Origin of the sequence: Paenibacillus sp. P2(2022) (assembly GCF_029522175.1) — a bacterium.
GTDB lineage: Bacteria > Bacillota > Bacilli > Paenibacillales > Paenibacillaceae > Paenibacillus > Paenibacillus polymyxa.
Genome location: NZ_JAKWFI010000001.1, coordinates 942,821 through 956,940 on the forward strand (window position 1 = coordinate 942,821; position 14,120 = coordinate 956,940).

At 46.6% G+C, this 14,120-nt stretch carries 15 protein-coding genes and 1 riboswitch; of the genes, 14 read left to right on the forward strand and 1 reads right to left on the reverse strand.

Translation table 11 applies throughout. From position 1 onward, the window contains the following. The first annotated feature begins 118 nt into the window (after positions 1–118). From MMB75_RS04035 to ytfJ, 10 genes are all read left to right on the forward strand, one after another. Positions 119–1,132: a 2-oxoacid:acceptor oxidoreductase family protein gene (locus tag MMB75_RS04035; RefSeq protein ID WP_017427522.1), complete on the forward strand. Its 1,014-nt coding sequence runs from the start codon at positions 119–121 to the stop codon at positions 1,130–1,132. Next, on the forward strand, positions 1,132–3,420 hold the full coding sequence (locus tag MMB75_RS04040; RefSeq protein WP_045244457.1) for a thiamine pyrophosphate-dependent enzyme: 2,289 nt from the start codon (positions 1,132–1,134) through the stop codon (positions 3,418–3,420). The genes MMB75_RS04035 and MMB75_RS04040 overlap by 1 nt, the downstream gene beginning before the upstream one ends. Positions 3,421–3,639: 219 nt before the next feature. After that, the gene (locus tag MMB75_RS04045) at positions 3,640–4,107 is read left to right on the forward strand and encodes an IDEAL domain-containing protein (protein ID WP_103042502.1); all 468 of its coding nucleotides are present in this window, start codon (positions 3,640–3,642) and stop codon (positions 4,105–4,107) included. 68 nt (positions 4,108–4,175) lie between these two features. Further along, a riboswitch (FMN riboswitch) is annotated at positions 4,176–4,348 on the forward strand. 330 nt (positions 4,349–4,678) lie between these two features. Beyond that, positions 4,679–5,344 carry a riboflavin synthase gene (gene ribE / locus MMB75_RS04050; protein WP_103042501.1) on the forward strand — a complete coding sequence of 222 codons (666 nt, stop codon included), beginning with the start codon at positions 4,679–4,681 and terminating at the stop codon, positions 5,342–5,344. Between the two features lie 74 nt (positions 5,345–5,418). Continuing rightward, positions 5,419–6,102, forward strand: coding sequence for a 3,4-dihydroxy-2-butanone-4-phosphate synthase (gene ribB / locus MMB75_RS04055; protein WP_186290445.1), 684 nt, complete (start codon positions 5,419–5,421; stop codon positions 6,100–6,102). Positions 6,103–6,131: 29 nt separating this feature from the next. Next, positions 6,132–6,596, forward strand: coding sequence for a 6,7-dimethyl-8-ribityllumazine synthase (gene ribH, locus MMB75_RS04060; RefSeq protein WP_017427524.1), 465 nt, complete (start codon positions 6,132–6,134; stop codon positions 6,594–6,596). Positions 6,597–6,769: 173 nt separating this feature from the next. Beyond that, positions 6,770–7,564: a segregation and condensation protein A gene (locus tag MMB75_RS04065; RefSeq protein ID WP_017427525.1), complete on the forward strand. Its 795-nt coding sequence runs from the start codon at positions 6,770–6,772 to the stop codon at positions 7,562–7,564. After that, positions 7,533–8,141 carry an SMC-Scp complex subunit ScpB gene (scpB, locus tag MMB75_RS04070; protein WP_013371722.1) on the forward strand — a complete coding sequence of 203 codons (609 nt, stop codon included), beginning with the start codon at positions 7,533–7,535 and terminating at the stop codon, positions 8,139–8,141. The genes MMB75_RS04065 and scpB overlap by 32 nt, the downstream gene beginning before the upstream one ends. A 142-nt stretch (positions 8,142–8,283) precedes the next feature. Continuing rightward, positions 8,284–8,997 carry a DUF2953 domain-containing protein gene (locus MMB75_RS04075; RefSeq protein WP_103042500.1) on the forward strand — a complete coding sequence of 238 codons (714 nt, stop codon included), beginning with the start codon at positions 8,284–8,286 and terminating at the stop codon, positions 8,995–8,997. 98 nt (positions 8,998–9,095) lie between these two features. Next, complete coding sequence (gene ytfJ, locus MMB75_RS04080; protein WP_016822238.1) at positions 9,096–9,584, forward strand: GerW family sporulation protein; 489 nt, start codon at positions 9,096–9,098, stop codon at positions 9,582–9,584. A 90-nt stretch (positions 9,585–9,674) separates the two neighbouring features. Here the strand turns inward: ytfJ and MMB75_RS04085 are convergent, their stop codons facing one another. Further along, the gene (locus MMB75_RS04085; RefSeq protein WP_103042499.1) at positions 9,675–10,397 is read right to left on the reverse strand and encodes a protein-glutamine gamma-glutamyltransferase; all 723 of its coding nucleotides are present in this window, start codon (positions 10,395–10,397) and stop codon (positions 9,675–9,677) included. Between the two features lie 213 nt (positions 10,398–10,610). Here MMB75_RS04085 and MMB75_RS04090 point away from each other — a divergent pair, with 213 nt between their 5' ends. The 4 genes from MMB75_RS04090 (at position 10,611) to MMB75_RS04105 (ending at position 14,055) form a co-directional block, all read left to right on the forward strand. Next, positions 10,611–11,873, forward strand: a complete 1,263-nt coding sequence (locus MMB75_RS04090; RefSeq protein ID WP_277507019.1) for a D-alanyl-D-alanine carboxypeptidase family protein — start codon at positions 10,611–10,613, stop codon at positions 11,871–11,873. 63 nt (positions 11,874–11,936) lie between these two features. After that, positions 11,937–12,680 (forward strand): nucleoside recognition domain-containing protein, encoded by a 744-nt coding sequence (locus tag MMB75_RS04095; RefSeq protein ID WP_044785216.1) that lies wholly within the window; start codon positions 11,937–11,939, stop codon positions 12,678–12,680. Positions 12,681–12,687: 7 nt separating this feature from the next. After that, positions 12,688–13,218, forward strand: coding sequence for a spore maturation protein (locus tag MMB75_RS04100; RefSeq protein ID WP_277507022.1), 531 nt, complete (start codon positions 12,688–12,690; stop codon positions 13,216–13,218). A 78-nt stretch (positions 13,219–13,296) separates the two neighbouring features. Further along, entirely contained in the window at positions 13,297–14,055 is a 759-nt protein-coding gene (locus MMB75_RS04105) for a pseudouridine synthase (protein WP_013371714.1), read from the forward strand. The last annotated feature ends 65 nt before the right edge of the window (positions 14,056–14,120 follow it).

The window sequence follows — 14,120 nt, forward strand, 5'->3', positions numbered from 1 at the left end:
TAAGATCACATTCGAAAAGTAAGTGTTGTGATAGCCTTTTCATAAGAATGCATTTTCCATTTATTTTATATGAGTATTCAAGCTCAGTAAGAGTTGGAAAAGAAGGGGGCTTATCACATTGTCTATTTTAACGCGCACAAATCGACTCGGATTTTTTGAAATCCGGCTGGAATCCATTGGTGGACTCGGCGCTAATCTGGCTGGCAAAATGTTAGCCGAAACCGGGGTGCTTGGTCTAGGGCTGAATGCTTCAAATTTCTCATCCTATGGTTCGGAAAAGAAGGGAAGTCCGGTTAAAAGCTTTGTTCGCTTTTGTGAGCCGGAGGTGGATATTCGGGATCACAGTCCGATTGAGCAACCGCATGTGGTAGGCATTTTCCATGAAACATTATACAAAACGGTAAATGTGATCAGCGGACTGCCAGCGGATGGGATTGTAGTGGTCAATTCCACACGTCCGGCAGAAGAAATACGGGCTGATTTGGGACTGGTATCCGGTACATTAGCAGTGGTCGATGCAATGGGGATCGCACTGGAAGAGCGAACCAAATTGAATACGTCCATGCTGGGGGCCTTGTTCCGTGTCTGTGATTTCTTAGATCCGGAAGCAATGAGATCGGTTATACGCAGTACCTTTGAAAAGAAAAATCCACAGTTGGTAGAACCTAATCTGCGTACGTTTAACCGTGGATTTGAGGAAATGGAACTACACGTATATCCGGTTACGGATGACGCGCAGGATCGGGTTTTTGAACGTCCGCAGCCTTTGCTGGGGTACGAAACGCAATTACTGGGAGGCGTTATTGCGACTCAGGGAAACAGTATGACGAGAGATGTTAGTGGTTCACGTCAGGGTTATGTGCCTGAATATGAAGCTGATAAATGTACCCATTGTGCCAAGTGTGATTCGATCTGCCCGGATTACTGTTTTGTATGGGAAGAGCAAGCAGACAAACGCGGAAGAATGATGCCGTTTTTGCAAGGGATTGATTACCAGTATTGCAAAGGATGTCTGAAATGTGTAGATATTTGCCCATCGGGGGCGTTAAGCTCGCGTCGCGAGCAATGGGGCTGGGCGGAGCAGCATCGTGTTGCCCACCAATTTCCGGTATATGAAGGAGGGCGTGCGTAATGGCAAAACTGGAGGAGGAACTCAAACAGACGGGCGCCGCACAAGTGACAACGTTCGAATCCGGTAATGAAATGGCAGCTACGGCGGCTGCGCAGATCAATTATCATATGATGGGATATTTCCCGATCACTCCATCGACCGAGGTAGCGCAGTATCTGGATCAAATGAAAACGCGTGGTCAGCATAATATTAAACTGGTTGCAGCCGATGGAGAACACGGATCGGCAGGGATTTGTTATGGAGCTGCGGCAGCTGGAGCGCGGGTTGTGAACGCCACCAGTTCGCAAGGTTTCCTGTACATGCTGGAGCAGTTGCCTGTTCAGTCAGGTACCCGTTTCCCTATGGTTATGAACCTGGTGACAAGAGCTGTCAGTGGTCCCTTGGATATTCGGGGGGATCATTCGGACCTGTATTATGGTTTGAATACAGGCTGGGTCATTTTGACGGCAAGTACGCCGCAGGCTGTGTATGATATGAACATCATAGCCCTGAAAATCGCAGAGCATAGCGATGTACGGTTGCCTGTAATGGTCGCATACGACGGTTTTTATACATCTCATCAAAAACGTAAAGTGCAATATTTTGCCGATGCAGAGACCGTGCGCGATTTTGTAGGCCCCAATCCGAACCTGAATTATCCGAATATTACGGATTTTGATCATCCTGTCACTGTGGGTGCGCATATGAACGGTGATGACCTGACGAATAATCACGTTCAACTGTCCGAAGCGTTGAAGCTTTCAGAAGGAGTATATGAGCAGGTAGCAGCAGAATATGCTGCTTTATCCGGTCGGGAATATCCGATTTTGGACCTGTATCATATGGAGGATGCTGAGGTTGCGGTATTTCTGCTGAATTCGGCGGCTGAATCGGCCAAGGATGTGGCGGATCAACTCCGTGCGCGTGGCATTAAAGCTGGTGTGATTCGTCCGAATATTATCCGGCCGTTCCCAGCCGCACAACTGCGGGAGGCGTTGCGCCATGTCAAGGCGTTGTTGGTGGGTGAACGTGCAGATTCGTACGGATCAGATGGCGGTAATTTGACCCACGAAATTAAGGCGGCGTTGCAGGAGGACCCACTGAATCAAACCCTCGTATTGAGTCGTATCTTTGGCTTGGGAGGAAAGGATTTTTATGCGGAAGATGCAGAGGCGTTCTTCCAGCTTGCGATTGAGGCGGCAGAGGCTGGACGAGCGGAGAAGCCCTTTGATTATTACGGGATTAATCCGGGTTCAGCGGACAAGGTGATGCCGCAAGTCATGCAGCCACCACGTGGCAATGCATACCGTACGGGTCTGATTCAGGTTACGCCGGACGAGGCAACCGGGAAGCTCAAAGTCAAGGTACCACCTCTGCGTTCGTTAACAACCAAACCACGCCGTCTTACTCCGGGTCATGGGGCTTGTCCTGGTTGTGGAGCCTTGTCTGCACTAGAACTGTTTTTTAAAGGGATTGAAGGCGACATTGTTGTACTGTTCCAGACTGGCTGCGTATATGTGGTGACGACAGGGTACCCATACACATCACACAAGCAACCGATGATCCATAATCTTTTTCAAAACGGGGCCGCTACCCTTTCAGGAGCGCTGGAAGCTTACATGGAGATGAAGCGACGTAATGAAATTGAGATGTCGGATGATCCGACCTTTATCATGATCAGTGGTGACGGCGGGATGGATATTGGTATGGGTTCTGCGATTGGTGCGGCTCTGCGTAACCATAAACTGATCATGCTGGAATATGATAACGAGGGATACATGAATACAGGCTCTCAGCAATCGTACTCCACTCCAATGGGGCATATGACGAGTACGTCGGGTGTAGGGAAAATGCAAAAAGGGAAACAAGGGCATCATAAGGATACTGTGCAAATTATGGCCGCCTGTAACATCCCGTATGCCTTTACAGCAGCCGAAAGTCATCCGCAGGATATGCTGCGCAAAGCCGCCAAGGCTCAATGGTACGCCAACAACGTGGGTACGGCATATGGTAAAATTCTGTGCGCCTGCCCACTCAACTGGAAATCCGAAGACAGATTGGGTACTAGCATCGTGGGCGCCGCAGTCGAGTCTTGCTTCTTTCCTTTGTACGAAATCGAGCAAGGGAGCACGACGATTACGTACAATCCGGAAGACAAGGGAAAACGGATTCCAGCCGCAGAATGGCTAAAATTAATGGGTAAAACGAAGCATCTTCTCAAAGAGGAAGCAACGCTGGCTACCTTTGAGCAGGAAATTGAGCGTCGCTGGACTATCCTGAAAAAGAAACATGAAATTTCGGAGTTGTAATTCTGTTTTTTGCATAATAATTGTGTAACATTGTTAGCCGCTGTTTCGGTACCGGTTCGATTGAGATTCCTAGCGCTTGCTGCGCCAGGAATCTTTTTTTGCGTTTATGGGTTGAAGCATAAAAAAACAGGTAATGATTTCCGATATAGGAGTGGAGGCCTATAGAAGGTATGTTATAAAGTCTTCTTCTGAATTTTAAGATGCAATGAGGTGCAGGTAATGATTAAGCTGAACACAGTTGAAATAATTGAAATTATAAAGAAGCAAATCCCCAAGGTTATGAACATCACGCCAGTGGAACTCAAGTTTACGGATGATTTTGGACGGGCATCGCTGGCGGCAACAGAACACAAATTCACGCTGACGAACCAGCATTATTCTGCCAAGGTGATGGATTGCGTGTTAGAAACACAAGTGCGCCCTATTTTAATGTGTGAAATTATTTATTTTCTAAAATGCGAGTTTATTGATGGGCATGTGGATGTAAGACTGGATTATGAAGCATGTTCTGAGGGAGAGCGAGGACCTGTTGCTTCAGCTGTCATTACCTTTGATCATGATACGCAGCTTGGAGTCGACGAACTGAACGATCTGATTGACCTGGCGCTTCATATGAATGATAAAACCTGGTTTGAGGAACTCTCCACTCAATATGTCAAAAGCAAAGCAGGAGCTTCGATTAGATAACTTGCTTTTTTTAGAAGTCGGTGCTAATATACGTAACAAGTTTAATGTTAATTCAATTAAATAAGAGCAAGATCCTTCGGGGCGGGGCGAAATTCCCCACCGGCGGTGATGACATGTTTGTGAATCGCTTCTGAGAACACAGCATGGCTTAGTCCGTGACCCGGATGCTGAACAATCAGCAGAAGGTGGACCTGGTGCAATTCCGGGACCGACAGTATAGTCTGGATGGGAGAAGGATACGAAGCGCATGTGCATGACGTGACATGTGCCAATTTTTAGCATACGTAAAAGTACGTACGGCTTATTTCGTTGTAGGACAGCATCGGACGACAGCTTTTATTAAGCTTTCTTTTCGATAGTGTTCTGAGCGTAATTGGCTGTATTGTCATCATGCTTTCTGTTGGCAGACCTATGATTTCATGTCATTTTAATACATGTATGAACTGCGCTTGTATACTACATATGTGACTCTCATCACCCCCATGACGGATTGAATCCTGACTGGGGGTTATTTGCGCTTACAGCTGATGAATTAGGGATAAACTGAAATGTAGTGGAAAGGAGTGAAAGCATGTTTACCGGATTGGTCGAGGAAGTGGGTCGCATTCAAAGTATTTCCAAAAGTGGTGAAGCGATGGTGCTGGGTATTTCGGGTTCTGTGGTATTGGACGATTTGAAAATAGGCGACAGTGTCTCGGTGAATGGTGTTTGCCTGACGGCAATACAGATTGGTACTAAAGATTTTAAGGTTGATGTGATGCCTGAGACTTTTCGCAGCAGTAATCTAAGGGAACTCAGATCCGGCAGTCGAGTCAATTTGGAGCGGGCGATGGCGGCGAGTGGAAGATTCGGAGGACATATCGTACAGGGACATGTGGACGGGACGGGTACGATTCGCGGAGTGACATCAGAGCAGAATGCGGTAGTGTTCGAAGTTGAGCCTTCTGATCCAGCATTATTTAAATATGTTCTTCTCAAAGGGTCAATTACAATTGATGGTATCAGCCTCACAGTTGCGCAGCGGACGAGAAATAGCTTTGCTGTATCAATTATCCCCCACACCTTAGCCGAAACGGCCTTACAAGCCAAACGTGAGGGAGATACCGTGAATATTGAATGCGATATATTGGGCAAATATGTGGAGCAACTTTTACATTACAGAGGTTCAGCGTCGATGGAGAGAGCCGATCAAGCCCCACTTAGTTTGGACTATTTGGCGAAACACGGCTTTGCCTGATACAGCCTGTTACAGAATAATAGAAAAATTGGTTCAGGAGCATTCGTGACACAAGACATAAGGAGGAGAGGGTTATGGATAGAGGCATCCAAACAAGTGCAACGACAAACATCATGGAGCAGGATGAGTTGCACCATGACGAAGAGATTCGATTGGATTCCATCGAAGAAGCATTGGAGGATTTAAAGAACGGCAAAGTCGTTATTGTAGTGGATGATGAACAGCGGGAAAATGAAGGCGACTTTATCGCTTTGGCTGAAAAAGCATCGCCCGAGGTGATCAATTTCATGATTACAGAAGGTCGCGGATTGGTCTGTGTGCCGATCACACAGCACCGAGCCAAGGCATTGGAATTGCATCCTATGGTAGAGCAAAACACAGATTTTCACGGTACCGCCTTTACGGTATCGGTAGATCATATGAAGACAACAACGGGGATTTCAGCGGCCGAGCGCTCTTTGACTGTTCGTGCCTTAGCCGACGAAGGAATCACGGGAAGCGATTTTCGCAAACCTGGTCACATGTTCCCGCTAATTGCTCGCGATGGTGGGGTCTTGCAGCGTGCCGGTCATACTGAAGCGGCTGTCGATCTGGCCCGACTCAGTGGCTTTAAGCCTGCCGGGGTCATTTGCGAAATTATAAAGGAAGATGGTTCGATGGCCCGCTTACCTGATTTGGTCGTGATCGCCAAGCGACATCAATTGAAGCTGATTAGCATTCAGCATTTAATCGACTACCGTCGTCGTTTGTCATTGTAAATAATTTTAAAAAAGAGAGGTTGATAAGCATGGCACGTTTTCTGGAAGGTAATCTCGTATCGAATGGTTTGAAGTATGGTATTGTGGTGGGCAGATTTAATGAATTTATTACAAGCAAATTGTTGAGCGGTGCACTTGATGCACTTCAACGACATGGTGCACAGGAAGGTGAAATTGATGTAGCGTGGGTGCCGGGTGCATTTGAAATATCGCTTATTGCACAAAAAATGGCCGCAAGTGGAAAGTATGATGCTGTCATTACGCTTGGCACGGTTATCCGTGGTTCTACTTCACACTATGATATCGTCTGCAATGAAGTGGCCAAGGGTGTGGCGGCAAGCAGTCTGAAAACGGGTGTCCCTATTATTTTTGGTGTAGTGACTACGGAAAATATTGAGCAGGCCATAGAACGGGCAGGTACAAAGGCTGGTAATAAAGGTTGGGATTCTGCGCTGGCTGCGATTGAAATGGCCAATCTCGGTAAGCAGTTCTAATGATATAAATGGCTGAAAGAACGGCATAAACTGCAAAGTGGAAAAGGGATTAGATTGTTAAGCAAGGCGATGACGTATATACTACAGAAAGAGGGATTGATAACGTAGAGCATAAGTGCTAATGGGGAAAGGTATTGTTGAATGATGATTGGAGTAAGGCAGGGGGAAGCACATTGACAGTCGTAAATTACAAGCTGGAAACATTCGAGGGTCCGCTGGATCTACTGTTGCATCTGATTGATAAAGCCGAGATCGACATTCAGGATATCCCGATTAGCGATATTACTGATCAGTACATGGCTTTTTTGCACAGTATGCAGGAGCTGGAGCTGGACATTACAAGCGAGTTTCTAGTGATGGCGGCGACGCTCTTATCCATTAAGAGTAAATTGTTGCTTCCCAAGCCACCTGTGATGGAATATGACGATTTGGATTTTTATGAAGAAGAAGACTATGATCCACGTGAGGAACTGGTTCGCAAGCTGGTGGAGTATCGTAAATACAAAGGGATTGCTCGCCATCTGAGCGAACGGGAGTGGGAACGTAGTCTGATTTATGGCAAGGAGCCGGAAGATTTGAGCGCATTCCTGCCAACCGAACCCGCAAATCCGGTGCATGGGCTGCATGCGAGCGATTTGGTCGCGGCCTTTCAGCGTGCATTGCGCAAAGCTGAACGACGTACGACGGTAACCCGTGTTCATCGGGACGAAATTTCAGTCAAGGACCGTATCCGGCAAGTTATCGGGGCGTTAGAGAAGGTGGGGAATGGAGGACGGCTGCTGTTCTCCAAGCTGATGCATGAGGATATGTATCGGCATGAGGTGGTTGTAACCTTTTTGGCTATCCTTGAATTGATGAAAATGAAGCAAATCTTCTGTTATCAGGAGAAGCTTTTCGATGATATTGTAATGGAGTGGAGAGGGGATTTACGGGTTAATGGATTATCTGAAGCTGAAATCAATTATTGAGGGGCTGCTGTTTCTCGCGGGAGAGGAAGGGTTGTCCACCAAGCAGATCGCCGACATTGTAGAACAGCAGCAAGAGCTGGTTGAAAAGTGTCTGGAGGATATGAAACAGGATATGGAGCAAGGAGGAAGAGGCCTGCAGCTTGTCCGTATTGCTGGTCATTATCAGCTTGCAACTTTATCCGAACATGCACCTTATTTTGAAAAGCTCGCCTACTCTCCGGCACGTGCCTCATTGTCTCAAGCTGCTTTGGAGACACTGGCCATTGTGGCCTACCGCCAGCCCATTACAAGAGTTGAAATCGAAGAGATTCGAGGTGTCAAATCCGAGCGGGCCATACATACACTGGTCAACAAGGAGCTCATTGAAGAGAAAGGTCGAGCTGAGGCCATCGGACGACCAATATTGTATGGAACGACGAAATCATTCTTGGATTATTTCGGTCTAGGTTCGCTCGAAGATCTACCGCAACCGGAGCAGTTCGAGGATTCAGACAATTTAGAAGAAGAGACACAGCTATTGTTCGAGCGTCTGGAGAGCAGCCAGCCTGCGGAGAACGATTCGGATCTGGAATCCTAAGTTCATAAAATTCAAAAGACAGCCAGTCCTTACGTCATTGAGGGCTGGCTGTTTAGCATTTTAAGATGCATGATTTTCCGCTGAAAGGTCATACTATTTTTGCCATGATATTCTATAGCAAAAGGGTAGGGAGGACTCGCCAGTGTGGAAATGGATCAGTATCGCCATCATCATCGTTATATTCATTGTACTGGCTATTCTGCTCTCTCGTATTCGATTGAAGCTGGAAATTGCCAAGCATGACAATGATGATCGGGCGCATCTAGAGATCAGATTTCTATACGGCTTGATCAAAATGGATTACGATATTCCAGCCATTCTCATCACAGGTTTGAAAAAAGGGCTTCTCTATCGGCTTGACCGCAATAAAAATATACATAAAACGGATGCTTCTGTGGATAGCGGAAATATTGATACCGAAAAAATCAAGCAATTTATACATGATATACGGGTTTTGCTCAAGGGTACACAATCCTTACAGCGATGGCTGAGACATACATTGGCCCATGTAACAGTGTCGAAAATGGAGTGGTCTACCAATATTAGTCTGGCTGACGCAGCTTATACAGCGACCTCAACTGGTATGTTGTGGGGATTAAAAACGACCTTGATCGGTTTTGCCTCCAGCATTGTGCGCATGGAATGTACCCCAAAGGTGTTTGTGGTGCCTTATTGGGTGGACCGGCTACGTTTTACTACCATCTTGAATTGTGAAGCAAAAATATCGTTCGGTTATTTAATCTTTTCCATGCTCAGATTAGCTTTCCGCATATGGCGCGTTCCGGGAGGCATAGAGGCATGGAAGCGGGTTATTTCCAAAGCTCCTGAGAATCATCAAGCCAACAGTAAAGAATAAACAGTGTAGAGGATTGACATACATATTTCCTGAACCTTTGCGCACAATAGCGAAAGAAAAGCAGTCTACGCTTGAGATAAGCAGAGGAGGAATAAAACATGTCAGATCATCCGATTCAAGGGCTCATGCAAACCGCGATGGAGAACATCAAGGCCATGGTAGACGTCAATACGATTGTGGGAGACGCAGTGGAAACACCCGATGGTTCCGTTATTTTGCCAATCAGTAAGGTAGGATTTGGCTTCGCAGCCGGCGGAAGTGATTTTAACGTAGATGAAGAGTCGCTTCATACTTCCTCATCGGGTAATCATAGTGGGAAGGAAGTACATCCTTTTGGTGGCGGTAGCGGTGGTGGTGTATCTATTCATCCCATTGCCTTTCTAGTTGTCGGCAAACAGGGAGCACAAATCGTTCCGTTGGACAATCAAACGCATCTGTTTGAGAAAATCATCGACTCCACACCATACCTGATCGATAAGGTTCAGTCTATCTTCCAGAATTCAGGCAGCAACATGCAGACTCCACCTCCACAGGTACCTGCAAATGCTAATACGGATCAAAGTCAATCTGGACCGGCTTACTTGTAAAAGTTATTGAAATTAAAAGTGTTCTCTTAAGAAGGTATCCCCAAGCCGAGCGCGGCCTAGGAATACCTTCTTTTTAGTATGCACTCGACCCTATTCCTGAATATACTGCCTTCCGCCAATGACAGCATGTATACAGTGACTGAATTCTTGGTAATAAAATGTATTCACTGATAGTTCATTTTCTCGGTTTTCTTCGGGTGCGAACTGTGATAGGTAAACGAAGTCTGGGTAGATCACTTCATTTGTCAAATAAGCAGATACCGTGGCATCGGGGCGACGATGTTGATTAAGAGAATCAATAATACCTTGAGCCGGCAAGATGCCAATCCCATGGCCATAGAATGAATCTTCCTTCAATTTGACGACATTTTCTCCCTTCCATTCCAATGAGTCGGACGACACATCTGGATTGTTGAAATACAGGATGTCCCCAGGTACTGCTTTATGGCTGCCTTGCTGTTGTATAAGCCTGAGATCACTGTCATAGTGCCAATCATACAACAGCATATCTGCAAAAATCTGATTAAACTCACTTTCCAGAATGGAATCCAGTACTCCTTTGTACAACACAATAACCATTGCTGTTGCACATTCAAAAGCGTATTGTTGACCGTTTATAAAGATATCTCTGATCCCCTGCGCGGGAGTAACACCTGCTTTGATCCGAAAACCGCCTTTTTCTGTTAACTCCCAAAATTGCGGGTTGCAACGCGCGGTAGCAAAAGTGGCAAAGGATACACCACTTTGATGTAATGCTTGTGCGGACTCTACAATCCGCGATCTTAAAATCATTTCAAACTGTAATCGCTGCATGTTGTAACCCCCCCTCGATTTCATATTTAACGTTAGTAACTAATATTATATGTGTTCAGGATTGCAAGTTGCTTGGTTAACGTAGAAAGAAAGCAAAACAGGAGCGGCTAATGACTGTCCTGTATAAGGAATTTTCTGTTATAAAGGTGGACATACTTTGAACAGCTTGGACATAGAATGGTACAAGACTTGCTCAAAACCGGAGGAATCCAAATGTTTAAAAAAAAACAACATATCCATGCGGACCACATCCATTATAAGAATAAGGCACGCGCATTTGTTTTGCCGCTAGCGCTTATGCTTATTTTGTCATTGCCGCTTACATTGCTGAGTCCACAGCCTGTTCTGGGAGCAATGAGAACAGAAGCAACACCGCCCACGTTAGGAACTCATGCCCAGGCTGCTTCTTTAATTGATGTCACTTCAGGACGGATCATATATTCAGCCGAAGGTGACCGGGAGCTCCGTATAGCTAGCCTAACCAAAATTATGACCGCGATCGTAGCCATTGAACATGGACGCTTGCAGGACCGAGTAAAGGTGAGTTCAACGGCGTATGCCAAAGAAGGCTCCTCGCTTTTTCTGCAAATGGGTGAACAAATGACGCTGGAAAATATGCTGTATGGCTTAATGCTCCGTTCTGGTAATGATGCAGCTTCTGCCATTGCCGAGCATGTGGGTGGAACAGAAGAGGGATTTGTCCATTTAATGAATGACAAGGCGGTTCAGCTTGGGCTAAACCATACACATTTTGCTAATCCTCATGGGCTGGATGCCGACGGACATTATTCCTCAGCCAACGATATGGCCCGGCTCACCGCTTATGCGCTGCATAATCCAACTTTTGCCCGTATCGTAAAAACAGAACTGAAAAAAGCACCGAACCCCAACGATTCCTGGGACTACTCATGGCATAATAAAAACAAAATGCTGCGGCTGTATGAGGGAGCTGACGGTGTAAAAACAGGCTTCACTAAAAAAGCGTTTCGCTGTCTAGTCAGCTCGGCCACACGTGAGGGGCGTCAGCTGGCTGCTGTTACCTTGAATGACGGGGACGATTGGAATGATCATGCCCGTATGCTTGATTACGGCTTCCGCTATTATCCTCTCATTCCGATTACGGACAAGCAGCAGCCTATTGAGGGTTACCCCCTCTTGACAGGTGCGAGTTTTTCTTATCCTTTACATGAGGGTGAGAAGACTCAATTGCACAAAAGACTGGTATTGTTTAAAAATTCCGCTTCGGTAGATAGAGCTGACGTGTCTTTTGGTTTACGAGGACGGATCGAATTTTTACTGGAAGGTAAATTGATCGGTTCCGTTCCTGTATATGAAAAAGGTAGTAAGCTGCCTGCTCAAACTATTGTGCAGCCACAGCAGGAGGCTCCGACTGCACAAGTTCCTGCAAACCATACTCAACAACGAGGTTGGACGAGCAAATGGAATGAAATTCTAGAAAATCTGTTCGGAGCATAAGGCAAGTAGGCTTGATGCTACAAAGCTGCGGTGTCACATCATTGGGAAAAGGGGGAATCAGTCATGATTCATCTCATATGGGTGGCTTTGATTTGTATAGGATTTGTATTTGCAGCCGCACAGGGAAATATAGAGGTGGTGACGAAGGCAGCTTTTGACGGGGCAACTACGGGTGTTACAGTATGCTTTGGACTGATAAGTGTGCTGGTATTCTGGATGGGTATGATGCGGCTGGCTGAAGACGGTGGGCTCTTACAGAAAATATCTAAGCTGCTTTCTCCTTTGGTCGCCTTTCTCTTTCCTGATGTTCCTCGTAATCATCCCGCTATGGGGTACATTTTGTCCAATATGAGCGCCAATCTACTCGGACTGGGGAATGCAGCAACACCAATGGGGATCAAGGCGATGCAAGAGTTACAAACACTCAATCCTGATAAGCAAACCGCTACACCCGCCATGTGTACGCTGCTCGCGCTGAATACAGCCAGCATTACGCTTATTCCTACAACGTTGATCGCCATTCGGCTAAATTTTCACTCCGCACACCCGGCTGAAATCGTCGGAACGACACTGGTGGCGACCGCAATAGCTACCTTTGCCGCCATTGCGGCAGATCGTTGGTATCGTAGTCGAGAATTGCGTCGCCGTCCTCCAGCGAATCCGCCGTCCCAGACTTCCTTGGCGCCACGTACCTCGCCTGCACCAACATCTGTGGTTTCTTCACATGTACCGCCCGTATCTTCACCTGCCGTACCGCGAACGGGAATCACAGCTACCAAGGGCAGGGACACCACTTGGAAAGGATGAGGGAGGCATGCTGAATATTATTAACCTCGTATCGACTTGGGCCATCCCGGTTATTCTCGCTTTTATTCCTTTATATGCATATGCCAAAAAGGTCCCTGTCTACGATTCTTTTGTAGATGGAGCCAAAGACGGCTTTTCTACCGCCATCAGCATTATTCCTCATCTTGTAGGCATGATGGTGGCGATTAGCATTTTTCGAGCATCCGGCGCTTTGGACTATGTAATATCCTGGGTAACCCCGTGGATTAAAAACTGGGGCGTACCTGGCGAGGTGCTGCCTTTAGGTTTGCTTCGTCCATTGACGGGCACGGGTTCACTCGCGTTCACGACGGATTTAATTCGCACTTATGGTCCCGATTCCATGATCGGTCGGATTGCTTCAACGATTCAGGGCAGCACAGATACGACGCTGTATGTATTAACTGTATATTTTGGTGCGGTAGGTATCCGCAATGGACGATATGCGTTGAAAGTGGGACTATTTTCAGATGTGGTTGGTTTTGTGGCGGCTATTGCCATTTGTTTGCTTGTATTTTGAATTTTGCATCGTTTTTTGAACGGGGGTTGTGATTTTGCTCATGGATGGGTATCATTAGCATGAGGTGAATTAGCGAACATGGAAAGATTGCAGAAAATATTGGCCCAAGCCGGTGTAGCTTCCAGACGTAAATGTGAGGAGCTTATTCAGGCGGGCAGCGTGGAAGTTAACGGGGTTACCGTAACTGAGCTGGGAACGAAAGCAGACCCTGATCAAGATATGATTACAGTAAAGGGACGCCCGATCAAAACTGAGAAAAAAATCTATTTGATGATGAACAAACCCAAAGGGGTCATTACAAGCGCTTCCGATCCGGAAGGTCGCAAAATTGTGTCTGACTATCTGAAAGGCGTCAAGGAACGCGTATATCCGGTCGGACGTCTCGATTACGACACCGAAGGGTTGCTGTTGCTTACCAATGACGGAGAGTTCGCCAATCTGCTCACCCATCCCAAGCATCATGTGCCGAAGACGTATGTGGCTACAGTCAAAGGCGTTCCGCACGGTACTGAGCTGGATAAGCTGAAAAAAGGAATCGTGCTGGAGGATGGCATTACTGCACCGGCCGAGGTAGAATATAAGGATGTAGATCCGGACGGTAAGGAATCTGTGATCCAGATTACCATTTATGAAGGCAGAAATCGCCAGGTAAGACGGATGTTTGAGGCCATTTCGCACCCAGTTATCAGACTCAAGCGGATTGCCTTTGGGGATCTATTGCTGCAAAACTTGAAGCGTGGTCTCACCAGACCCCTAACCAAGGACGAAATCAACCGTCTCATTCAACTTGCCAAATCAGACAACACGAAAAAGAAACGGACAGGACGGGGGTCATAACCCCGGCCTTTTTGGTGTAAAGAGGCTGTTGGATGAGAGTAAAGTTTGACCAAGCACGGGAAAAT

Excerpts from the sequence above, each read along its gene's own strand:
- MMB75_RS04105 (WP_013371714.1), top strand. The coding sequence starts at position 13,297 with ATGGAAAGATTGCAGAAAATATTGGCCCAAGCCGGTGTAGCTTCCAGA.
- ytfJ (WP_016822238.1), top strand. The coding sequence starts at position 9,096 with ATGTCAGATCATCCGATTCAAGGGCTCATGCAAACCGCGATGGAGAAC.
- ribE (WP_103042501.1), top strand. The coding sequence starts at position 4,679 with ATGTTTACCGGATTGGTCGAGGAAGTGGGTCGCATTCAAAGTATTTCC.
- MMB75_RS04045 (WP_103042502.1), top strand. The coding sequence starts at position 3,640 with ATGATTAAGCTGAACACAGTTGAAATAATTGAAATTATAAAGAAGCAA.
- ribH (WP_017427524.1), top strand. The coding sequence starts at position 6,132 with ATGGCACGTTTTCTGGAAGGTAATCTCGTATCGAATGGTTTGAAGTAT.
- MMB75_RS04040 (WP_045244457.1), top strand. The coding sequence starts at position 1,132 with ATGGCAAAACTGGAGGAGGAACTCAAACAGACGGGCGCCGCACAAGTG.
- MMB75_RS04085 (WP_103042499.1), bottom strand. The coding sequence starts at position 10,397 with ATGCAGCGATTACAGTTTGAAATGATTTTAAGATCGCGGATTGTAGAG.
- scpB (WP_013371722.1), top strand. The coding sequence starts at position 7,533 with ATGGATTATCTGAAGCTGAAATCAATTATTGAGGGGCTGCTGTTTCTC.
- MMB75_RS04095 (WP_044785216.1), top strand. The coding sequence starts at position 11,937 with ATGATTCATCTCATATGGGTGGCTTTGATTTGTATAGGATTTGTATTT.
- ribB (WP_186290445.1), top strand. The coding sequence starts at position 5,419 with ATGGATAGAGGCATCCAAACAAGTGCAACGACAAACATCATGGAGCAG.
- MMB75_RS04100 (WP_277507022.1), top strand. The coding sequence starts at position 12,688 with ATGCTGAATATTATTAACCTCGTATCGACTTGGGCCATCCCGGTTATT.
- MMB75_RS04090 (WP_277507019.1), top strand. The coding sequence starts at position 10,611 with ATGTTTAAAAAAAAACAACATATCCATGCGGACCACATCCATTATAAG.